Origin of the sequence: Paenibacillus gallinarum, assembly GCF_014836635.1 — a bacterium.
Taxonomy (GTDB): Bacteria; Bacillota; Bacilli; order Paenibacillales; family Paenibacillaceae; genus Paenibacillus; species Paenibacillus gallinarum.
Map to the genome: position 1 here is coordinate 1 of NZ_JACSQL010000017.1, position 21987 is coordinate 21987.

25 protein-coding genes, 1 rRNA gene and 1 riboswitch are annotated in these 21987 nt (G+C 40.4%); of the genes, 24 read left to right on the forward strand and 2 right to left on the reverse strand.

Annotated elements, in window-relative coordinates:
- A 5S ribosomal RNA gene (gene rrf / locus H9647_RS26375) occupies positions 1–75 on the forward strand; the annotation flags it as partial.
- Between the two features lie 227 nt (positions 76–302).
- A complete protein-coding gene (locus H9647_RS22680; protein WP_191804353.1) occupies positions 303–677 on the forward strand; it encodes a hypothetical protein in 375 nt (124 codons plus the stop codon).
- 104 nt (positions 678–781) lie between these two features.
- Here the strand turns inward: H9647_RS22680 and H9647_RS22685 are convergent, their stop codons facing one another.
- Positions 782–1303: a hypothetical protein gene (locus H9647_RS22685; RefSeq protein WP_191804355.1), complete on the reverse strand. Its 522-nt coding sequence runs from the start codon at positions 1301–1303 to the stop codon at positions 782–784.
- A 257-nt stretch (positions 1304–1560) separates the two neighbouring features.
- Between H9647_RS22685 and H9647_RS22690 the strand changes: the two genes are divergently transcribed.
- From H9647_RS22690 to rsmI, 10 genes are all read left to right on the forward strand, one after another.
- Complete coding sequence (locus H9647_RS22690; protein ID WP_191804357.1) at positions 1561–1758, forward strand: sigma factor G inhibitor Gin; 198 nt, start codon at positions 1561–1563, stop codon at positions 1756–1758.
- Between the two features lie 187 nt (positions 1759–1945).
- Positions 1946–3460, forward strand: coding sequence for an aminotransferase class I/II-fold pyridoxal phosphate-dependent enzyme (locus H9647_RS22695; RefSeq protein ID WP_191804359.1), 1515 nt, complete (start codon positions 1946–1948; stop codon positions 3458–3460).
- A 155-nt stretch (positions 3461–3615) separates the two neighbouring features.
- On the forward strand, positions 3616–4251 hold the full coding sequence (tmk, locus tag H9647_RS22700; protein WP_191804361.1) for a dTMP kinase: 636 nt from the start codon (positions 3616–3618) through the stop codon (positions 4249–4251).
- 147 nt (positions 4252–4398) lie between these two features.
- Positions 4399–4728: a cyclic-di-AMP receptor gene (locus H9647_RS22705; protein ID WP_191804363.1), complete on the forward strand. Its 330-nt coding sequence runs from the start codon at positions 4399–4401 to the stop codon at positions 4726–4728.
- Between the two features lie 51 nt (positions 4729–4779).
- Positions 4780–5223: a YaaR family protein gene (locus H9647_RS22710; protein WP_191804365.1), complete on the forward strand. Its 444-nt coding sequence runs from the start codon at positions 4780–4782 to the stop codon at positions 5221–5223.
- Between the two features lie 229 nt (positions 5224–5452).
- Complete coding sequence (gene holB / locus H9647_RS22715) at positions 5453–6427, forward strand: DNA polymerase III subunit delta' (RefSeq protein ID WP_191804367.1); 975 nt, start codon at positions 5453–5455, stop codon at positions 6425–6427.
- 144 nt (positions 6428–6571) lie between these two features.
- Positions 6572–7372: a PSP1 domain-containing protein gene (locus tag H9647_RS22720; RefSeq protein WP_160036692.1), complete on the forward strand. Its 801-nt coding sequence runs from the start codon at positions 6572–6574 to the stop codon at positions 7370–7372.
- 29 nt (positions 7373–7401) lie between these two features.
- A complete protein-coding gene (yabA, locus tag H9647_RS22725; protein ID WP_191804369.1) occupies positions 7402–7770 on the forward strand; it encodes a DNA replication initiation control protein YabA in 369 nt (122 codons plus the stop codon).
- Positions 7771–7847: 77 nt separating this feature from the next.
- Positions 7848–8618 carry a tRNA1(Val) (adenine(37)-N6)-methyltransferase gene (locus H9647_RS22730; protein ID WP_191804371.1) on the forward strand — a complete coding sequence of 257 codons (771 nt, stop codon included), beginning with the start codon at positions 7848–7850 and terminating at the stop codon, positions 8616–8618.
- Entirely contained in the window at positions 8615–9502 is an 888-nt protein-coding gene (rsmI, locus tag H9647_RS22735) for a 16S rRNA (cytidine(1402)-2'-O)-methyltransferase (protein ID WP_191804372.1), read from the forward strand. Before H9647_RS22730 ends, rsmI begins: the two co-directional genes overlap by 4 nt.
- A 199-nt stretch (positions 9503–9701) precedes the next feature.
- Here rsmI and H9647_RS22740 read toward each other — a convergent pair whose 3' ends face one another.
- On the reverse strand, positions 9702–9956 hold the full coding sequence (locus H9647_RS22740; RefSeq protein ID WP_047914173.1) for an AbrB/MazE/SpoVT family DNA-binding domain-containing protein: 255 nt from the start codon (positions 9954–9956) through the stop codon (positions 9702–9704).
- Positions 9957–10305: 349 nt separating this feature from the next.
- Here H9647_RS22740 and H9647_RS22745 point away from each other — a divergent pair, with 349 nt between their 5' ends.
- The 12 genes from H9647_RS22745 to glmU all read left to right on the forward strand — a co-directional run bounded on the left by H9647_RS22745 (position 10306) and on the right by glmU (position 21935).
- Positions 10306–11586, forward strand: a complete 1281-nt coding sequence (locus H9647_RS22745) for an HD domain-containing protein (protein WP_191804374.1) — start codon at positions 10306–10308, stop codon at positions 11584–11586.
- Positions 11587–11645: 59 nt separating this feature from the next.
- Entirely contained in the window at positions 11646–12410 is a 765-nt protein-coding gene (locus H9647_RS22750) for a TatD family hydrolase (protein ID WP_191804376.1), read from the forward strand.
- A gap of 189 nt (positions 12411–12599) precedes the next feature.
- Positions 12600–12816: riboswitch (cyclic di-AMP (ydaO/yuaA leader) on the forward strand.
- Positions 12817–13086: 270 nt separating this feature from the next.
- Positions 13087–14289, forward strand: coding sequence for a ubiquitin-like domain-containing protein (locus H9647_RS22755; RefSeq protein WP_191804378.1), 1203 nt, complete (start codon positions 13087–13089; stop codon positions 14287–14289).
- A gap of 166 nt (positions 14290–14455) precedes the next feature.
- On the forward strand, positions 14456–15001 hold the full coding sequence (rnmV, locus tag H9647_RS22760; protein WP_191804380.1) for a ribonuclease M5: 546 nt from the start codon (positions 14456–14458) through the stop codon (positions 14999–15001).
- Between the two features lie 13 nt (positions 15002–15014).
- Positions 15015–15896 (forward strand): 16S rRNA (adenine(1518)-N(6)/adenine(1519)-N(6))-dimethyltransferase RsmA, encoded by an 882-nt coding sequence (gene rsmA, locus H9647_RS22765; RefSeq protein WP_191804383.1) that lies wholly within the window; start codon positions 15015–15017, stop codon positions 15894–15896.
- Positions 15897–15997: 101 nt separating this feature from the next.
- Complete coding sequence (gene yabG / locus H9647_RS22770; protein WP_191804452.1) at positions 15998–16906, forward strand: sporulation peptidase YabG; 909 nt, start codon at positions 15998–16000, stop codon at positions 16904–16906.
- A gap of 251 nt (positions 16907–17157) precedes the next feature.
- Positions 17158–17436, forward strand: a complete 279-nt coding sequence (gene veg, locus H9647_RS22775) for a biofilm formation stimulator Veg (RefSeq protein WP_160036682.1) — start codon at positions 17158–17160, stop codon at positions 17434–17436.
- 259 nt (positions 17437–17695) lie between these two features.
- The gene (locus tag H9647_RS22780) at positions 17696–17872 is read left to right on the forward strand and encodes a small, acid-soluble spore protein, alpha/beta type (protein ID WP_105406382.1); all 177 of its coding nucleotides are present in this window, start codon (positions 17696–17698) and stop codon (positions 17870–17872) included.
- A 174-nt stretch (positions 17873–18046) separates the two neighbouring features.
- A complete protein-coding gene (ispE, locus tag H9647_RS22785; protein WP_191804385.1) occupies positions 18047–18901 on the forward strand; it encodes a 4-(cytidine 5'-diphospho)-2-C-methyl-D-erythritol kinase in 855 nt (284 codons plus the stop codon).
- 115 nt (positions 18902–19016) lie between these two features.
- Entirely contained in the window at positions 19017–19850 is an 834-nt protein-coding gene (purR, locus tag H9647_RS22790; protein WP_191804454.1) for a pur operon repressor, read from the forward strand.
- A gap of 171 nt (positions 19851–20021) precedes the next feature.
- Complete coding sequence (spoVG, locus tag H9647_RS22795) at positions 20022–20306, forward strand: septation regulator SpoVG (RefSeq protein WP_047914164.1); 285 nt, start codon at positions 20022–20024, stop codon at positions 20304–20306.
- Positions 20307–20537: 231 nt separating this feature from the next.
- Positions 20538–21935: a bifunctional UDP-N-acetylglucosamine diphosphorylase/glucosamine-1-phosphate N-acetyltransferase GlmU gene (glmU, locus tag H9647_RS22800; RefSeq protein WP_318245361.1), complete on the forward strand. Its 1398-nt coding sequence runs from the start codon at positions 20538–20540 to the stop codon at positions 21933–21935.
- The last annotated feature ends 52 nt before the right edge of the window (positions 21936–21987 follow it).

A 21987-nucleotide genomic window follows, 5' to 3' on the forward strand; every position in this document is an offset into this window, starting at 1 on the left:
AACACGACCGTTAAGCCCTCCAGCGCCGATGGTACTTGGACCGCAGGGTCCTGGGAGAGTAGGACGTCGCCAAGCAAAGAACCACTGTCGATCAATCGATGGTGGTTTTTATTTTTTTAAAAGACTGTATTGAAAGAAGGTAGTAACATTTTTGTTACGGAATTACCCTTTTAAAAAGTTATAATAACTACGGGTTATAAAATAAAAGGGGTGGTATCATTTTCGCAACAAAGGGAGAATATCGGCTGCGATACAAAAAACTTTGTCTCTATTGTCTGCTGTGCCTGAGTTTGTTGATGACAATGGGATGCAGCCAGAAAACTTCTTGGGAGTCATATGAGGAAGCAGCTAATGTTAAAAGTTTTCCTGTCCCAGAAGAAGCTAATCGAATGGATCGTGCAACAACTAATCCGGAAATGGATTACATACAATATTCGCTGCCAGGCGTGAGTAAGAACGATCAATTACCGGATAAATATATAAATGAAATTATAGAGTGGGGTTGGACTGAGGACGTAGCTAGTGAACAATCTAATACTTCTGAGCCAGCACCGCGCATCTTTGTAAAAGATACAACCAGAGTACATTTATCTTTGCATAATGGTTATTTAACAGTTCTTGTGCCAACACAAGATGCATCACTAATTAAACCCAAAATCGTAGATACCAATAATTAAGACCTTTCGCTTAGGAAAGGTCTTTTTTTTATTCATTATATTTATTATGTAACTATCATGTAGTGATTGTTATTTAGGGTATATTTTATGTTACCGCGATGTTCTTACTGTATGTAGTATGAGATATCTTGATTTGTTATTTTAATAAGGCCGTCTTTTCTTTCACGGATTAACCAGGTTATGCAGTAGAGCCTAGGTAGCAGCAACCAGAAGTGCCAAAATAATAAGTTAATGGAGAAAGCAATTGGGGCAGCTATGATAAAGATGAAGATGAGGATCAGGCTGATCCAAGTAATATGCAGGTGTATTTTTGAAAAGAATCGATAACTGACATATTGTTCTGGGATCATTCCCATCCACGGCAGCTGCCATGCGAACTTCCACTTCTGTAAGTATCTTTTACTGAGGAGAAGGACAGAGCGGGATATAACGTAATGAGACCAAACAATCGTAATAAATGATAATACATAGCAAAGTACTCCGAACCATGTGAAGAAGAGAAGACTAATGAACAGCATAATGATGGCCAAGCTTACATAACTCCAGATGACTGGGCGTGATATGTAGCTTTTGCGTAGAAGACGATAATGATAGTATGTAGCTTCTTCTCCGATGACTTCGGACATTCTATTAAATCCTCCCTTACCTATGAACTTATTGACTAACTATATTCTAGAGAATTGTTGGAACCTCTTTCATATATTTTATATCGGATAATGATATGGATAAATTTAAATGTTGTAAAGAAATAGGTACAGACACCCATTCTATATAGGATGAATAGCATAACCTATGATAAAGAAATGGTGTTTGACTATGAAAAGGTTTAAAATAGTAGAAACTGTACCATACTAATAGGAAAAGAAACAAAGGTGGGATAGTTATGGATGCACAGCAAATTCAGCCTAAGCACAAATGTATTGTCTGTGAGCAGTCTAAAGAAGAAGGTATTTTTATTGTTTCTGAATTTATTTGTACAGATTGTGAGACCGAAATCGTGCACACGGACGCTCAAGATGCAAAATATCCTTTTTTTATTCATCAATTAAAGCAAATATGGTTACAACAAAATAATGCATAATATATAATGCTCTTCTCCATTAACTTTTAGTAAAGGCCTGAGAAGGCCTTTTTTATTTATCTTTCTGGTTATGCATTATCTATTTCTTATTTCATTTATTAACTTTTTCATCTAGAGTCGATGCTATTTTAATTTGAATACAATACAATATAGTTGTATCTATGAAAAGATCGGAAGGATTAATGAAATGGACAATCATCAATTAAATAAAGATAAAGCTCCCTTATATGAGGCTTTAATTCAGTATAGAAATTCAAAAAAACATACATATCATGTACCTGGTCATAAAAATGGACAGGTCTATTCATATCTTGAACAGGACACATTGCTTAAAGAAGTAATGAAAATAGACGCTACAGAGATTACAGGTCTAGATGATCTTCATCAACCGGAATCGGTTATCGAGGAAGCACAGCAGTTAGCAGCGGATTGTTTTGGTGCAGAGGAAAGCTTCTTTCTTGTAGGAGGAAGCACCTCAGGTAATATTGCGCTGCTTATTACGGTATGCACTGAACCAGGGGATCTTATACTCGTGCAGCGTAATGTTCATAAATCAGTAATTCATGGTCTGATGCTCGCTGGTGCGCATGCAGTGTTTCTAGCTCCTGAGATAGATCCATCAAGTGGCCTTGCTACAGCTCCAGTACAATCAACGATTGAGGAAGCATTGCAGGCTTATCCGAATGCAAAAGGCGTATTTATTACCATGCCTAATTATTATGGGATGGGGTTCGATTTATCTAATATTGCAGCAACTTGCCATAAGGCCGGTGTACCGCTTCTCGTGGATGAAGCACACGGTGCACATTATGGACAGCATCCTGTGTTGCCTGGGTCTGCCTTAACCGCAGGAGCCGATGGAGTGGTGCAATCCACTCATAAGATGCTATCAGCCATGACAATGGGTGCTATGCTTCATGTACAGGGAAACCTGCTGGACCGTGAGCTGCTGAAGCAACGTTTATCTATGATTCAGAGTTCGAGTCCATCCTATCCCATTATGGCCTCTCTTGATCTTGCACGTTTACATCTGCACAAGCATGGTGAGAAGGCCTTCTCTACTGGTCTAGCAGCTGTACACATGGTAAGAAGAGGTATTGAAGACTTACCGCGTTTTGGTTTATTGGATCCTTCGGGAGTGGTGGAAGCATATACGGTTCAGGACCCGTTTAAACTCGTCATATATGATAAAGAGAAGCTGTTAAAAGGATATGAATTGCAGGATAAGCTGGAAGAGCAAGGCTGTGTGCCTGAAATGAGTGACGAGACTTACGTTGTACTTCTCTTTAGTCTAGGTTCCTCGGAGGAGGACGCTAGGCACCTTTTGAAGGCCTTAGTGCATATATCATTAGAAGAGGGCCTTGAAGAAATAAAACAACATCATAAGTCCGAGAATACAGCTCCACATCATGTTTCCACGTGGAACATTTTGCATTCTTCTGTCTATTCTTGTCCTGTTCCTTTTCATTTAGGTAAAATAAAGAAAGAACAGAAAGAGAAAATTAGTATTACAAAAGCATCTAACCGAATTAGTGCCGAGATGGTTATTCCCTATCCTCCAGGTATTCCTATATTGTATCCTGGAGAAGAAATTAGTGAGAATATGAAAAATCATCTGATACAGCTACGGGATTCGGGAGCAAAAATTCAAGGTACTGCAGATTCCAGCTTAGAAACCATCTGGGTTATGGTAGAAGAGTGATTTTTCTTACGGTATACAGGTCCAAATCGCCATTTGTAAAAATGATCGTATGGACATAAGCTTTTCCTATTGTTATTATGAATGGTTCTCAACCATCTATGAACTAATAAATTACGTACTTATTGATAAAAAATAAAGTCTAGGGGAGAGAAACATTGTCTAAAGGAATATTTATAACGCTTGAGGGTGGCGAAGGATCAGGTAAAACTACAATGATTGCACGTCTATCTAATTATTTAGAAGAAAGAAACATTTCTTATCTAGTAACTCGGGAGCCCGGAGGTATTGAAATAGCCGAAAAAATCAGGTCTATTATTTTAGATCCTGAACATACAGCTATGGATGCGAGAACAGAAGCTCTTCTATATGCAGCGGCACGCAGACAGCATCTTGTCGAAAAAGTAATTCCAGCGCTTGAAGAAGGGCTTATTGTATTATGTGATCGATTTGTTGATAGTAGTCTGGCATACCAGGGGTACGCAAGAGGGATTGGGGTAGAGGAGATCCGTTCCATTAATCTTTTTGCGACGGAAGATATTACTCCGAATGTTACAATTTATTTTGATGTTGACCCAGAGATTGGATTTGCACGAATAGCAGCCAACCAAGAAAGAGAAGTTAATCGTTTGGATTTGGAAAACCGTTTATTTCACGATAAGGTGAGAGCAGGTTACCTCAAATTAGTAGAGAATGAGCCGGAGAGAATAAAGATGATAGATGCTTCGTTGTCACCTGATGAAGTATTTTGTAGTCTAATTGCAAACCTTGAATGTGTATTAAAGGATATTTAGGGGTATATGTCTAATAAAGACTTAAACAGAGCAAGTTTGTTCTCTGCTAATAAGGAAAGTTGTTCAAGCATTGGTGTAATAGATTAGATATGAAATGACGAATTACATTTTGGGTGTTATTTATTTCTACTTAGGAGGCGTTTTTCGATGAAACTTATCGTAGCCATTATTCAAGATAAAGATAGTAACCGTCTTTCCAGCGCACTAGTGAAGGCTAACTTTCGCGCAACGAAGCTTGCCAGTACAGGTGGTTTTCTAAAAGCGGGAAATACAACATTTATGATCGGGGTAGACGATGGTCAGGTAGAAGCCGTGATGAATGTTATTCGTAGCAGTTGTAAAGTGAGAGAACAACTTGTGACCCCTGTGACACCTATGAGCGGAACAACGGATTCCTATTTGCCTCTTCCTGTGGAAGTGCAAGTGGGCGGAGCTACCGTGTTTGTGTTACCAGTCGATCGTTTCGAACATTTCTAATAGAAGAAATAAATACCCTAAGTTTGTTTTAAGAAGAAAGCAGGGATACGTGTGAAAATCAACCCAGGATTTCGGCCGCTGCAGAATGGAATAAGCCCATCTGATTCAGGTGCCAAACCTGTACAGAATAAGGAATTTACCGGCATGATGCAGCAACAGGGAGAGAGAGCATCGAATGAGGAGCTAACTCGCCGATTGAACGAAATTCAACTTCAGGGGGACCGGCTTGCACGTTCCATGACGATTCGTGAGTTAAAAGCATATAAGCAACTCGTTAAACGATTTTTAGAGGATACGGTAAGACAAGGCGTAAGCATGAAAGAATCTAGAGGTTGGGATCGTAGAGGACGCGGGAAACGTTATCTGCTTCTAGATGAGGTAGATGAGGTTTTGCTCAAAATGGCTGAAGAGATGCTTCAAACAGAGCAAGGGAAGATGGAACTCCTTCAAAAAATTGGTGAGATTCGCGGAATGCTTATTAATCTCAGCTTTTAGATAAATGCAGTGAAAGACAAGTGCACTCTAGCTTGTCTTTTTTTATATATACGGCCCCTTGTTAACTGGTAATTAATTTTATTATCATCCTGAAATTTATATTACCAGTTAACATGATATAATAGATATAGATGATGATTTGTAATTCTTTTTTATGAAGAATTGATTTATATAGGATTGTCATACAAACATAATTCATGCGGCAATACAGCATGGGGAGGATCATCTCATGTCTTTTCGTGATATTATGGGCCAGGAAACAGCAAAACAAATGCTGCAAAGCGGACTCCGGCAACAATCAACCAGTCATGCCTACTTATTCAGTGGTCCTTCGGGCAGCGGGCAGCGCCAAATGGCTACTGCATTAGCCCAAGCGATCTATTGTACTCGGCAGCAGGATGATGCGTGTGGAGAATGTCTGGAATGTCGTAAGGTGGAACACGGGAACCATCCGGATCTACATTATATAGAGCCTGAAGGGGCCAGCCTTAAGATTGATCAGATTCGTGAGTTGCAGAAAATTTTCAATTACCGGTCCGAGAACAACAATCGTAAAATTTACATTATAGATCAGGCAGATAAGATGACGACACAGGCTGCAAACAGCTTGCTAAAGTTTCTTGAAGAACCACAGGTACCCGCTGTAGGGATCTTAATAACAAGTAACAAAGGTGCTATGCTTCCAACGATTCTATCCAGGACACAAGAGGTTCCCTTTAAGGCACTTAGTCCGGAGCGAATCGAAGAGGTGTTTGTAAAAGAAGGATATTCACCTGCGCTTGTAAGAACTGCCGCATTTTTAACCTCAGGGTTAGAGTCATGCAAGAGTCTGCTTGACCAGAATTGGTTTGCAGAAATTAGAAATGTAATGTTACAATTAGGAGGAGAGTCACTGACGAGAGGCAGTATGTCGCTAGTTTCTGCACAACAGAAACTTTTCAAGACAGGACTTTCTGAACATCTTGAACTGATGTTTGATATGTTCCATTTGTGGTTCAAGGACATGCTTTATGTAACTTACGGCAAGCAAGAGAACGTTATTTTTATAGATCAACTTAGCGCCATTTCTACGATAGCAAGAAGTCGTTCGACAGAGCAGTGGGTGTCTTATATGGATTTAGCTGCAGAATGTAGAAAAAAATTGCGTTCGAATATGAATGGACAGCTATGTGTGGAGCAATTTTTGATTGGACTTGCATCATAACTTTTAAGAGGGTCTAGTCAGCAATAAATATATTGTTTTTTTATTCTTTACCCTAGCAATGTCTTAACATATTACGCTTTGATTGCGGTCTTTCATTTAAAGGCTTCAATAGAGGTTTTATTGGTATACAAGGGGGTTAATTTTTTGTATAGTGTAGTCGGTGTCCGTTTCAAAAAAGCGGGCAAAATTTATTACTTTGATCCCCTCGATCTTCCTATTGAAAAGGATTCTAGCGTTATTGTAGAGACCGCTCGCGGGATTGAGTACGGCAAAGTAGTTATAGGTAAGAAGGAAGTCGGGGAATCTGACGTCGTATTGCCTCTCAAAAAGGTTATTCGTATTGCAGGTGAAGCGGATGCCAAAGTGGTGGAAGAGAATAAGCTCGCAGCAAAGGACGCGTTTGGAACCTGTTTAAATAAAATCAGAGACCATGGCCTCAAAATGAAGCTGGTTGATGTCGAATTTACTTTTGATCGTAATAAGATCATATTTTACTTTACGGCAGAAGGCCGTGTAGATTTTAGAGAACTGGTAAAAGATTTGGCAAGTATTTTCCGTACTCGAATTGAATTGCGCCAGATTGGTGTGCGTGACGAGGCGAAAATGCTTGGAGGAATAGGTCCTTGTGGACGAGTACTATGCTGTTCCTCATGGCTCGGGGATTTTGAACCCGTATCCATCAAAATGGCGAAGGATCAGAGCCTCTCGCTCAATCCAACCAAAATATCAGGTCTTTGCGGAAGACTTATGTGTTGCTTGAAATTTGAGCATGATAACTATGAGAGTGTTAAAGAAGAGATGCCAGCAGTAGGAAAACTTGTGGTTACCTCACTTGGTGAAGGTAAGGTCGTTGGAATACATGCAGGTAATCGAACCATTCATGTTCAGTTGTTTGAGATAAATAAAGTGAAAGAACTTTCAATGGATGACGTTGTCATCAAGTAAACCATTATGTTTGCTTTCGGGGTGGGATTTTGGAGAAGAAAACAGTTTTTGCACACATTCTTGAAATGGAAACACAAATGGGACAAATGAGCAGTGATCTGGGAGAGCTGAAAATGATCGTTAAGGAATTGCTCGAAGAAAACCAGCGTATCACACTAGAGAACGAGCAACTTCGTAAGGTGTTAAAGCGTGGGGCTTCTGCCGAGAAGGCGACTCCTACACCTAAGACTCCTGTAACTCAGACTCATGTCCTTGAGCCAGAAGAAGATGTTGTTGGTGAAGGTCATGACAACTTGGCTCGACTGTATTATGAAGGTTTTCATATTTGTAATGTCTATTATGGTCATTTACGAACGGAAGGCGATTGTCTGTTCTGTCTGTCATTTTTGAATAAGTAATGAGCCGTAGGGGTTCCCTACGGTTTTTTTTTAGGGATCAGAAACGATATTAAGGGTAAGGCAGGGAAGAGATAAAAATGAAAAGTAACGAAATTTTTCTACACCCTTCTGAAAGATTAGATGATCTTCTTACGCATGATCTACAGATCATTCAGAGCGATGAGGTTTTTAGTTTTTCCATGGATGCAGTCCTCTTAGCAAGGTTTGCAGGGATGCCGAAAAGAGGGAAGATTCTAGATATATGCACAGGTAACGGAGTTATTCCTATTCTGTTAACCACTCGAACAAAAGCTTCTATTGATGCAGTCGAGATTCAGCCCAGATTAGCAGAAATGGCAAGACGAAGTGTGCAATTAAATGAGCTGGATGAGCAGATCAAAATTTACGAGGGGGATGTGCGGAATTTTGCTGAACAGATTGGTTATGGGAAGTATGATGCAATCACAGTGAATCCACCTTATATGCCTCTAAATGGAAGTGACATCAAGCTGAGTATACATCAAGCTACAGCGAGACATGAATTAAACGGAACGCTGGAAGATATTATAAAGGCTTGCATGCACCTTGTGCGTACAGGCGGCAAAGTCTCTATGGTTCATAAACCACAGCGTATCGGAGAGATCATTACGCTTATGCGGAAATACCGATTAGAACCTAAACGTATTCGTATGGTTCACCCTAGGATTGATAAAGAGGCAAACATGGTGCTAATTGAAGCTTTACGTGATGGAAAACCGGATGTAAGAATGCTCCCGCCTCTAATTGTCTATAACGAAGAGGGACAATACTGTGAGGAGATTATGAACATCTATTATGGTGAGCACAATCTAGAGGAGGAGAATAAATGAAATTTCAGGTACAAAAAAGTTTTGATAGTCAGATACAGACAGGAACACTCTATTTAGTTGCTACACCCATAGGTAATTTAAATGATATGACTTATCGTGCGGTTCAAACATTGAAAGATTGCGACATTATTGCTGCAGAGGACACAAGGATGACAAGAAAATTACTTAGTCATTTTGAGATTAGTCCCGAGCTTTTATTTAGTTATCATGAACATAATAAGGCTGCAAGTGGTCCTGAGCTGATACGTTATATAATAGAAGGAAAAAATTTGGCCCTCGTTAGTGATGCAGGAATGCCCGCTATTTCAGACCCTGGTTCTGACCTAGTTGCGCTGGCAATTGAAGCAGATATTCCGGTCGTTACTGTACCGGGTGCTAATGCAGCTTTATCTGCTCTCATTGCATCAGGTTTACCTACAGAAAGATTTACGTTCATTGGCTTCTTACCGCGAGATAAAAAGGATATGCAAAAGGTTCTAGAAGCGGTAGGTTACTCCCAAGGAACGTTAATCTTCTATGAATCTCCGCACCGTGTACTGAAAACATTAACAATAATACTTGAGAGTTATGGCAATCGAAATGTGGTTCTAGCTAGAGAGTTGACAAAACGACATGAGGAATATGTAAGAGGAAGCGTACAGGATTGTATCGATTGGCTTGAGGAGAATCCACCGATTGGAGAGTACTGTGTCATTGTGGAAGGAATGAGTGCCGAGGAAGAACATACGCTACAGAATGAATGGTGGCAAAACCTAGAGTTAGGTCAGCATGTAGAGCATTATGAAAACGAAGGATTATCCCGAAAGGATGCAATGAAAAAAACAGCGTCTGATCGTGGATTATCAAAAAGAGATATCTACAATGCCTTATTAAAAGAAGAATAAATGGACTGCCAGAGATCAAAAAATGCCTTCACCGGTTACATAGTAACCGAGGAAGGCATTAAGGATTATAAAAAGGTTAGAGATAACCGTAGTTAAGACTAAAATCAAAAAAAGAAAAGCACTATATATAAAATAGAGAAATCTATAATTTAATTTAAAATGATAGCTTTTCTATAGCATCTTTTATAACCAATATTCCTTAATTTGTCACAGGTGCAGGGATTTCAGAAATACATTCGTGACATACAATTTTTCCTTTGAAGTAGGTTACGTTCTCTGCATTACCACAGAAGATACAAGCAGGCTCATATTTTTTGAGCATGATGCGCTCTCCGTCAACATAAATTTCCAGAGCATCTTTTTCTCCGATGCCTAGTGTACGACGCAGCTCGATAGGGATAACCACCCGTCCTAGTTCATCAACTTTTCTTACAATACCTGTAGATTTCATCATAAATTTGTTGCTCCTCTCGCCATCACTTATAATTGCATTATTCGACATTATTTTATCTTTTATGCTAATCATCATACCAACCATTCCCAAATCAGTCAACATTAAAAATGACTTATTAGATTAATATTTAATGAGCTTCTATTAAAAGGACTGGTTTATCTATGATTTTCACTGTCGCTTTTATTATTATAACGCTTGTCGATTTGGAAATCAAAACTATAGCCTGATTCGACACAAAATGTCGTAAAATGTCGAAAAAAATAATAAATAGTTGACTAAAAGTCGAAATTGTTGTAAGGATTGCGCGCAATTGAATTTTAATTCATTATCTTGAGGAGGATTGAGACATATGCAACTAAAACTAACTGAAGAAAAGGTTTTTAAAGATCCAGTTCATAATTATGTGCATGTTAAAGATCCGATTATCTGGCAGCTAATCAATACCCCAGAATTTCAACGTCTTCGTCGAATTAGACAGCTAGGAACTTCCTATCTGACTTTTCATGGAGCTGAACATAGCCGTTTCTCCCATTCGCTCGGTGTTTATGAAATCACGAGAAAAATTATTTCGCAATTTGAGCGAAGTGGTTATACCGACTGGCCGACAGAAGAGAAACTTGTCGCACTTTGTGCGGCTTTGTTGCATGATGTGGGTCATGGGCCTTTTTCACATTCTATAGAAGAAGCATTTGATATGAACCATGAAGAGTGGACATGTAAGATTATTATGGGAGATACGGAGATCGGGGCAATTCTAAGAACGGTTGCACCTGATTTTCCAGAGAAGATAGCTTCTGTCATTGAAAAGACCTACGATAAACCGATTGTAGTAAATCTTGTGTCGAGTCCACTGGATGCGGATCGTATGGATTATTTATTACGAGATGCTTATTACACGGGGGTAAACTATGGCACGATTGACCTCGATCGAATCTTAAGAATGTTGCGTCCGTATCATGGCAGGGTTGTCGTAAAGGATTCAGGAATGCATGCCGTAGAAGATTATCTAATGGCTCGTTATCAAATGTATTGGCAAGTATATTTTCATCCTGTAACCCGCAGTTCAGAAATTATTCTTCGTCAAATCTTTAGAAGAGCAAAGGAGCTTGTTCAAAGCGAATATTCATTCGGTTTTATGTTACCCTCACTCCTTTCCCTCATTAAAGGGAATATTACGGTACAAGAATATCTTCGTATTGATGAGTCCATCATACAAACTGCATTTAATCAGTGGACTGAAGAAAAGGATGAATTGCTACGGGAATTATGTACCCGATTTTTAGATCGAAAACTGTATAAATATGTAGAAGTAGATCTTATGTCAGCTGATGAAATCACGGAAATGACAAATGCTTTTCGAGAAGCGGGCCTTAATCCAGAGTACGACCTGGAAATTGATTTTCCATCTGATCTGCCGTATGATGTGTTTCGTCCGGACGATGAGGATAGCCAAAAACAAATCATCATTATCGATAAACAGGAACGACTACGCGATATCTCAGAAGTATCTGAAATCGTTCGGTCCATCAGTGGAATTCAGCGTGGCAAGTATCATTTATATTTTCCACAAGAAAAAGTGAGGACAGTTCTTGGACAACTTCCCCCTCAAATCGCAAAAATATTTTCATAAGCATGTAATGTTTTTTAGAATAGATCCTTTTATTTATAGCAAGAGAGGAGCACAAAACGATGTTATTTGACACACATACGCATTTAGATGCAGCAGAATTTGACAACGATCGAGAAGAAGTGATCCAGCGTGCTCTCGATGCGGGAGTAACTCGAATGGTAAATATAGGTTTTAACCGCGAAACGATACCGACAACCATGGAACTTGTCGAAAAGTACGATTTCATCTATGGAGCTGTTGGCTGGCATCCGGTAGATGCCATTACGATGAAGGATGGAGACCTGGAGTGGATCGCTTCTTTGTGTGAGCATGAGAAAGTGGTAGCAATCGGGGAGATTGGACTCGACTACCACTGGGATACTTCTCCAAAAGAAATTCAGCACACGGTTTTACGTCGTCAAATTGGACTTGCTAGAGAAATCGGTATGCCGATTGTTATCCATAATCGAGACGCTCATGAGGATATAGTTAAAATCCTGCGCGAAGAAAAAGCACATGAAGTCGGCGGGATCATGCACTCTTTTTCAGGAAGCTGGGAAACGGCACAAATGTGTCTTGATATGGGATTCCATCTTTCGTTTGGGGGCCCTATTACTTTTAAGAATGCGAAACAGCCGAAAGAGGTACTTGCCAAGGTACCTATGGATCGATTGTTGATTGAGACGGACTCTCCATACCTGACACCACATCCATATCGCGGAAAGCGAAATGAAACGGCACACGTGGCGCTCGTAGCAGAAGCTGCAGCAGCTTTAAAAGGGGTATCTGTAGAGGAAATCGCGCAGATTACGACTCGAAATGCACTGGAACTATTTGGGATATAGTTCATATTTGGAGCAAAACAGATGAAATAGTGAGTAAACAAGAGCGATTCATCTTTTTGGAAGGATTTTCACGTGTTTATTACAAACTTTTAACCATTTATTTAGAAAAACGTAGTTGAATACGGCTTTACAACATGCATACAAACAGGATATCATCGTTTCAGTGAAATGTTGAAATATTCACTTCGTGTGTTATTCTCGCTGAATCCTTCAAAAACAGAAGAACGGGGGAACCGATAAGGTGGTCTTGCAAGCTGTTAGCTTTATACTTTAGGCCATCATATTTGATTTCATTTTGAGTCTTGGGGTGAAGGAAAAGGCACTAGCCATGAGCTAATGACCTGATCCAGGGCGACTCTTGCGTCCCAATCCGACAGCTAACTCCGTAAGCGTATAAAGAGGCAAACTCGTGTATGATGTTTCCGGTTATTTTTATGAACTTATCCGGAAGCCATTAGAGAGCTCCTCAAAAACTCTCTACTGGCTTTTTGTTTTAGGAGAATAAAAGTTACAACCTCGTCATACTGTTGGTTAACAGGAGGAAACATCATGCCGCGAAGAGTGGCACATGGTGCAGAAGCAGAGTGATCTGATTCTGTATACAAATGTTATAGTCGCGTCAAAATACTATCATGCATTACTCTTGACGGCGGGACTACGAAGGAGGACGGAGTAAGTGGGAAATTTCCAACCAGAGGAGACCCATGAGTCACCATCATCCAGCAAGTCTTACGCGTTGCGATGGAAGCATGAGAATCTGCGTCAAATGATACTAGTCGCAATCTTCTCAATCGCACTGTTAGTTATGGTCTCTCTTATTGTTTACAGTCAGGGAGGCAAAGAAATTTCACTAGTCGTGGATGGCAAGGTCCAAACGCTGGAAACTCGTGAGGGTATGCTTAATGAAGTGCTGGATGAGCATGCAATCACAGTAAGCCCCCATGATGAGATTTCGATGCCGCTGAATGGAGCAATCGAAGATGGAGATCAAGTTACCATTAAACGAGCTGTTGCAGTGAACGTAACAGCGGATGGAAAAACGGAACAAATTTATACGACAAAGGATACAGTCCAAGAAGCGCTTGAAAATGAGGGCGTGAAGGTATCAGAAGATGATAAAGTATATCCTTCTGTGGACACCGCGGTGAAAGCAGATCTTAATATTAAAATTGTCCGGGTAGCGAAACAAACGGCAAAACAAGAAGTTGCGATTCCTTATAAAGTAATCAAAACTGCTGACCCTAGCTTGTACAAAGGGGATAACCGCGTAATACAAAATGGGCAAGAAGGTGTGATGGTTCAAACCATCGAGAAAGTGTTCCAGGACGGGGAGCTAGTATCCAAGAAAATGACGGATAAGACAGTTTCGAAGAATCGTGTTGATAAAGTCATTGCTGTCGGAACCAAGAAAAAGCCAGAGCCTAAACCTGAACCTAAGCCCGAGACACTTGTGGCAGCAGCAAGTACATCAAGTACAAGTAACAAATCTTTATCGGATAAAGTGAAGAAGGTATCTTCCTCTTCTTCAAGCAGTGATACAATAACGAAAGACGGCGTTTCTTTCAAAGCGAAAAAAGTACTTAATAATGTGTCTATGACAGCTTATTCTTCGGAAGAAGAAGGCATAGGAACAAAAACAGCATCCGGTACTCGTGTACAGGAGGGTCGTACAATTGCTGTAGATCCAAATGTGATTCCACTTGGATGGTGGGTATACATTGAAGGCGTTGGCTTCCGCCGTGCTGAAGATACGGGCGGTGCTATTAAGGGAAATAAAATAGACGTTTATTATGACAGTCTGGATCAAGCCTTGACTTTTGGCCGTAAAAAGGGAAAAACCGTGTATGTTATCGGTCCTGTGAAGCCAGAATTGAACTAAAATATAATTTACAATGCATCGCTAATGCTATAGTATTAACAACATGATTCGGTGATGCTATATAAGGTAAACGAAAGTTTAGACCACAGGTCTATCGTTTGCCTCTTACATGCAGAAGAGGAAATTTTCCTCTTCTCTTTTTGTTTAGAAAGGAAGACAAGCGGTCATGATTAAAGAAATTATTGTCGTTGAAGGCAGAGATGATACAGTAGCAATTAAACGGGCTGTAGATGCAGATACCATTGAAACGGGAGGCTCTGCTATTAATGCTCAAATTTTGAGAAAAATCGAACTTGCCCAGCAGAGAAGGGGTGTAATTGTACTTACAGATCCTGATCATGCAGGAGAACGTATTCGTAAAATAATAGCGAATAAAGTTCCCGGGGTAAGTCATGCTTTTATAAAAGAAAAAGATGCAACTCGTAAAGGCGATATTGGCGTTGAGAACGCTTCGCCAGAAGCGATTCGCGAGGCGTTATCCCGAGCTCATACGGCGTATGAGGCAGCTAAGCCGCTTATTGACTGGCAGGACTTAATCGAAGCAGGACTTATTGTGCACCCAGATGCTGCTTCTCGGCGTATGGAGCTTGGTAACATCTTGGGAATTGGTTATTGTAATGGAAAACAGCTATATAAAAGATTGACGATGTTTCAGATTAGTCGTGAAGAGTTTGTAAATGCACTTGAGCAAATTGAACAAAAAGGATTGTGAGAACGTGAAGGGTATGGATGAAATTGCAACACCAAGGCGGACAAAAGAGATTATTGCAAGACACGGATTTTCTTTCAAGAAAAGCTTGGGACAAAACTTTCTTATTGATCAGAACATCCTCCACAAAATTGTAGATGCTGCAAATCTGGATGAAAACAAAGGTGCGCTGGAGATTGGACCAGGTATTGGGGCACTGACTGAAAAACTGGCTCAGGCAGCTAAGAAAGTAACCGCAGTGGAAATTGATCAGCGCCTGATTCCAATTTTGGGAGAAGTACTTGAACCTTATCCTAATATATATTTACATCATGGAGATGTTCTTAAAACAGATTTACCTGCATTATTTCAAGAAAATTTTAGTGATGTCGATACAGTCAGCGTCGTCGCTAATCTCCCATATTACGTGACAACTCCTATTCTGATGAAGCTGCTCGAAGAGAAGCTACCAATCGACAACATTGTGGTTATGATTCAGAAAGAGGTAGCAGAGAGAATGGCTGCATCTCCAGGGACAAAAGATTACGGTACCCTTAGTATTGCTGTGCAGTATTATAGTGAGCCAAAGCTAGTGTGCATCGTACCGCATACGGTCTTTATACCTCAGCCTAATGTAGAGTCTGCCGTTATCCGATTGAAGGTAAGGGAAAAGCCGCCTGTTGAGGTGATAAGTGAAAAACACTTCTTCGAAGTGGTCCATGCTTCTTTTGCTCAACGCCGGAAGACGATAGCAAACAACTTGAAAAGTCGTTTCTTTACAAAAGAAAACAAAGATGAACTAGAACCGCTTCTGCTTAAGGCAGGTATTGAACCGACTAGACGCGGGGAAACACTTAGTATCGAGGAGTATGCTCGTTTGAGTGCTGTTTTGCTGGAAGCAGGCATAGGTACGGAGTAAACTACAATTTTGGTCCAAAGATCTAAGAATTCATATTTTTTATCACCTACGAACCAAAGCAGGGGGATGCCCATACCATAGGGTTAGAGGTGATAATGTTGATGAATTTAGGAGACTTGGTCATTCGGAAGTCGTACGGTGGTGACGTTACTTTCCGAGTAGAGGGTCTCCAGGAGGATAAAGCGGTGATTAAAGGAACCGAATTCAGGCTTCTTGCCGATTCCCCCCTGGATGATCTGGTGAAAGTGCCATACGAACCAGAGACAAAAAAAACAAGGTTGGCTCATATTAAAGCCAATGAATCGTATTCGCTGCTTCAGCAGCATCGCAAGGAACAAGCGCAGCGTAATCAGGCAGGGCTTATTGATGATTGGAACCATACAGCAGTAAAGGCAGAAACCCCTTCTTATTTTGAGATGCCAGGTAAGGTATTGCATTTGGATGGAGATCCTAATTACTTAAAGAAAAGCATGGCGTTATACGAAAGGCTGCGTGTACCCGCTGAAGGACATTTCGTACATGAAGGATCTATGGCAGAAACCCTTTACCGATTGCTGCCGCGTTCCCGTCCAGACATTGTTGTTATTACAGGGCATGATGGGGTTTTGAAGAGTAGACAGCCGTATGATCTGTACAACATCAATCACTATAAAAATTCAGCTAATTTTATTGCTGCTATACAAGTAGCAAGACAATATGAGTGGCATCTTGATGCACTCACTATTGTGGCGGGAGCATGTCAGTCTCATTTTGAGGCGCTGATCCGAGCAGGTGCTAATTTTGCGAGTTCGCCGAGTAGGGTACTTATTCATGCTCTTGATCCGGTATACGTCGCGGCTAAGGCTGCTTTTACTTCTGTCAAAGATACAATGAATATGAATGACATCGTTCATCATACAATAACAGGAAGTGAAGGAATAGGTGGCCTTGAATCCAAAGGAAGTTACCGAATCGGCCTGCCTCCATTACAAGATTTAACGACTTTAAAGGTTACGCCGGCTGCAATTTAAAAAGCGGTGAATGTCTTTTTAAAACTTTCTTGAGAACAGATTCCTTAAAGGAATCTGTTTTTTTATTTCATATAACAACACACTAATAAAACGTGCAATTTTTTTTCATAAAAATGATTTAAAAAAACTTAGATTCCGCTAAAAAATTCGTTGACAACTTATTTTTGATACTGCTATAATTATTTATTTAATTTGACAATACATAGGAAACGTTGTATAATGGACAAGAGGAAAGAGGTGGTCGTTACACGATGGCTAAAAATACGCTATTGGATATTAAACGAAGTCTCGACGCTCACGTTGGTCAGAAGATCTTGCTTCGTGCGAACGGCGGACGCCGTAAGACAATTGAGCGAACCGGTGTACTCGAAGAAACGTACCCTTCTGTTTTTATTGTCAAGCTAGATCAAGAACAACAAACGTTTAAACGAGTGTCTTACAGTTACGCCGATATATTAACTGAATCTGTACAAGTTTCAATTTTTGATCCTGAGCAGGTTGCAAGTGAAATATCGTATACCGAAGTGTAGGCATGATTTTTGTAAGGTGGTCTTATCCTGGTCAGCAGGGTGAGGCCATTTTTTTGTATTTGGAGAGCTTTTAGGAGTTCGTCTCGTTTTTATAGCGCGGATCGTTTAATTTATTTGGCAGTAAAACAAAACCTTACTATTGGCTTTAATCGTATCAAGTAGCAAAAGATAGCGATAAGTGTTAATGCATATTGTTTCTTTACTACAGAGATACTAATGGTGCAGGAAATTATCAGTCCCCTTATAAGGAGGAACCAACATGAGCCGCAGAAGACGTAGTGTGATGTCAGAGGAACTTAAGAATGAGCTTGCAAAAGACTTAGGCTTTTATGATACCGTTCAGCAGGAAGGCTGGGGAGGCATTAAGGCCAAGGATGCAGGCAATATGGTAAAGCGGGCCATTCAGCTCGCTGAACAGGCTGCGAGAAAGTCCTAGAAGGAACATAGCATTAGACTCCCTGAATGTAGGGGGTCTTTTCTCTATATTTTAACCCTATTGATTACTAAGCAGGTATAAGTTGGTCTATGAACGGCAGAATGACTTGACAGCGTCATTTTGATATAATATGTTAAGTTGTCTTGAGGGAAAAGCTAAGGGTGGGTGAACGCCTTGAAAATTTACGAAAAAGCTCCTGCAAAAATTAATTTGATGCTGGATGTATTACATAAAAGAAACGATGGGTATCATGAAGTTGAGATGATTATGACAATGGTCGATCTTGCTGACCGAATCGAGATGGCAGAAATGCCTCGCGACACCATCATGATTTCCAGCCAGGCGGGATATATCCCCCTTGATGAGAAGAATCTAGCCTTTCAGGCTGCCAGGCTAATAAAAGAGCGATATAACGTCAAGAAAGGCGTCTATATTCATTTAGATAAAAAAATCCCAGTTGCTGCAGGACTTGCAGGGGGAAGCAGTGATGCTGCTGCAACACTGCGAGGACTAAATAAACTTTGGGGTCTCGGTATTTCTGATGAAGAACTTAGACTTCTAGGCGCAGAGCTTGGGTCTGATGTCCCTTTCTGTATAACAGGAGGAACGGCCCTTGCTACAGGAAGAGGAGAAAAGCTCTCGATGATGCCAAATCCTCCTCAATGTTGGGTAATCCTTGCGAAACCGCCTATTAATGTATCGACGGCTGAGGTCTATGGACGTGTACGAAGTGATCGTATTACACATCATCCTTCGGCCAAAAGAATGGAAGAGGCAATTCGCAATCAGTCCTTTGCAGGGGTTTGCCAGGAACTTGGTAATGTTTTAGAAGACGTTACTCTAAAACTTCATCCTGAAGTAGGTCAATTGAAGGAAGCTATGCTGCGGCTTGGCGCTGATGGTGTATTGATGTCAGGCAGTGGACCTACTGTATTTGGACTGGTCTCCAAAGAATCGAAAGTACCAAGAATTTACAACGGACTGCGTGGTTTCTGTAAAGAAGTTTATGCAGTGAGATTACTAACTTAGAATAAATTTTCCAAATATAGTGCTATTTTTATTTGTTGCATTGTACAAATACGTACAAAATGATATATTTATTAGCAAATATTCGGATTTGGAAGTAGATCGTGAGGAATCGTCTGTGAAGAAATTAAAACGTAGTGCACGTTTGGTTGAAATGACACAATACTTGTTGTCTAGACCACATACCTTAATCCCGCTTACTACTTTTGCAGAACGATATGGAGCTGCGAAGTCATCCATAAGCGAAGATTTAGCTATTATTAAGGAAGTATTTGAAGAAGAAGGCATGGGAGATTTGCAGACTCTTGCAGGTGCTGCCGGCGGCGTAAAATTTATGCCGAAAATGTCTCAAGAACGAGCTTTCTCTTTTATTAAGCAGTTGTGCGGAAAGTTAGAACAGCCTGATCGAATTTTACCGGGCGGATATTTATATATGTCTGATTTGCTGGGACAACCGTCTATTGTTAATGAGATTGGGAAGATTCTAGCCACTGCTTTCTCGGGCCTCGAAATTGATGCAGTCATGACGGTAGAAACAAAGGGAATTCCTTTGGCTTATGCGGTAGGCTCCCAGTTGAATCTACCTGTTGTTCTTGTTAGACGAGATCATCAGGTGACTGAGGGCTCAGCTGTAAGCATTAACTATGTATCAGGTTCTCATAAAAGCCTTCATACGATGTCTCTTTCAAGAAGAGCACTGCCTGAAAAATCTCGTGTGCTTATTGTAGATGATTTTATGAAAGCAGGAGGAACCGTCCAGGGGATGATTGATCTTCTAGGGGAATTTAATGCTGAAGTTGCAGGTGTAGGTGTATTGGTTGAATCAGGAACGGTTGATTCTGATGAACGTCTGCTTCATGATTATATTTCTCTAGCAACCTTGACTGCTGTTGATGCGAAAACGAAGCAGATTACAGTGAAGCCTGGAAATTACTTTGATTCTCTTTTATAGTGTGCTGATTTTTGGTGAGTTTACACTAATTTTGTCGAAAATGTACTAAATCAGCTCAATAACAAAAAAATTCCTAAAATTAGGACATTTTGTATCAGTAAAAAGAAGGAAATCTTGCATGTTGTGTGGAATTATACACCAAGTTCCGATGGAAAAAGGTGGTGAACACACATGCAGATTACAGATGTCAGACTCCGCCGCGTTAATTCTGAGGGGAGAATGAAGGCAATAGCTTCCATTACTATTGATAATGAATTTGTCGTTCATGACATTCGAGTTATTGATGGCAACAATGGAATGTTCGTTGCTATGCCAAGTAAGCGGACTCCAGATGGAGAATTCCGTGACATCGCCCATCCGATTTCTTCGGGGACTCGTGAGAAGATTCAGGCTGCTGTATTGGCCGAATACGAACGCGCTGCAACTGAAGAAGAGGTTATTGAAGAAGGCGCATAATAACATTATTGGGGTTCGAAAGAAAAGAGAGTCATTCTATGGCTCTCTTTTCTTTTTTTCAATAATGAAGTATATTCTTTAATGAGTAAGATTGAGCGTAGTTACATCCCTTCCTGAAGTTAAGGATTAGGGTATAATTGTTTGCGCCCAATTCACTGTTGAATAGTCCTGAGATCCTTTTTGGAATTAGAGTGGATAACATTACAATTACAGCGTAGGAGGTCGGGATTGTTGAAAAGAATGGCTATTATTCTTGCCGCAGGGCAAGGAAAACGTATGAAGTCAAAGTTATATAAAGTACTCCATCCTGTATGTGGCAAACCGATGGTTGGTCATGTTTTGGATACAGTAGGACAAGCAGGAGTAACACGTAACATTGTTGTTGTAGGTCATGGTGCTGAAGCTGTAAAATCATATCTTGGTTCAGCAGCTGATTATGTATTGCAGGAACAACAGCTCGGTACAGGTCATGCGGTTAAGATGGCTAAGGATATGCTTGGCAAAGAAGAGGGAACCACAATTGTAATCTGTGGAGATACTCCTTTGGTAACAAAAGAAACATTAGAAGGCTTGATGGAGCTACATGAGTCCCGTGGGGCTGCGGCAACTGTGCTGACAGCACATATGGATAATCCAGCTGGCTATGGACGTGTGATTCGCAGCAACGAAGGATCTGTAACTAAAATTGTAGAACAAAAAGATTGCAGTCCAGAAGAAGATGCTGTACAAGAAATTAATACAGGTACGTATTGTTTCGATAATGCTAAGCTGTTTGCAGCTTTGGATAAAGTAACAAATAAAAATGCACAACAGGAATATTACCTTACAGATGTTATTGGTATCTTCCGTGAAGCAGGAGAAACCATTGAAGCATACATGACACAAGATGTTGCAGAATCCATTGGTGTAAATGATCGTGTAGCTCTATCTGAGGCAGAAGGTTTTATGAGACAACGTCTCGTGCGGAAACATATGCTGAACGGAGTAACAATTATCGATCCTTCATCTACGTATATTGGCGCTGATGTTACGATTGGTTCTGATACTGTTCTTTATCCGGGTACCATGCTTAAAGGCAACACGGTAATTGGTGAGGGTTCCGTAATTGGGCCGAATACCGATATTGAAGACAGTATAATCGGCGATAACGTCACCGTTAAACATTCTGTACTTAGTAAAGCAGAAGTGGGGAACGGTTCTTCCGTGGGTCCATTCGCATATTTACGCCCAGCATCCAAACTTGGTGAAGGTGTTAAGATCGGTGATTTTGTAGAGATCAAAAATGCTACCATTGATAATGGCTCAAAAGTATCACATTTGAGTTATATTGGAGATGCTACCGTCGGCAAAAATGTAAATATCGGCTGCGGAGCAATAACTGTGAACTACGATGGTTATAATAAGTCTGTTACAGAAATTGAAGATGACGCTTTTGTAGGAAGTAATGTGAATCTAATTGCACCTGTTAAAGTAGGCAAAGGCGCTTATGTCGTTGCAGGGTCAACGATTACGCACTCTGTATCAGATAATGATCTTGCTATTGCGAGAGTCCGTCAAGAAAACAAGCCGGGATACGCAGATAAGATTCGTGCCCGTGCCAAAGCTAAGAAAAACAACAAAAATTCATAATGAAATGCTGTTCTATACGAATAGCGCCGACTTTTATGAGCAGAACTAAAAT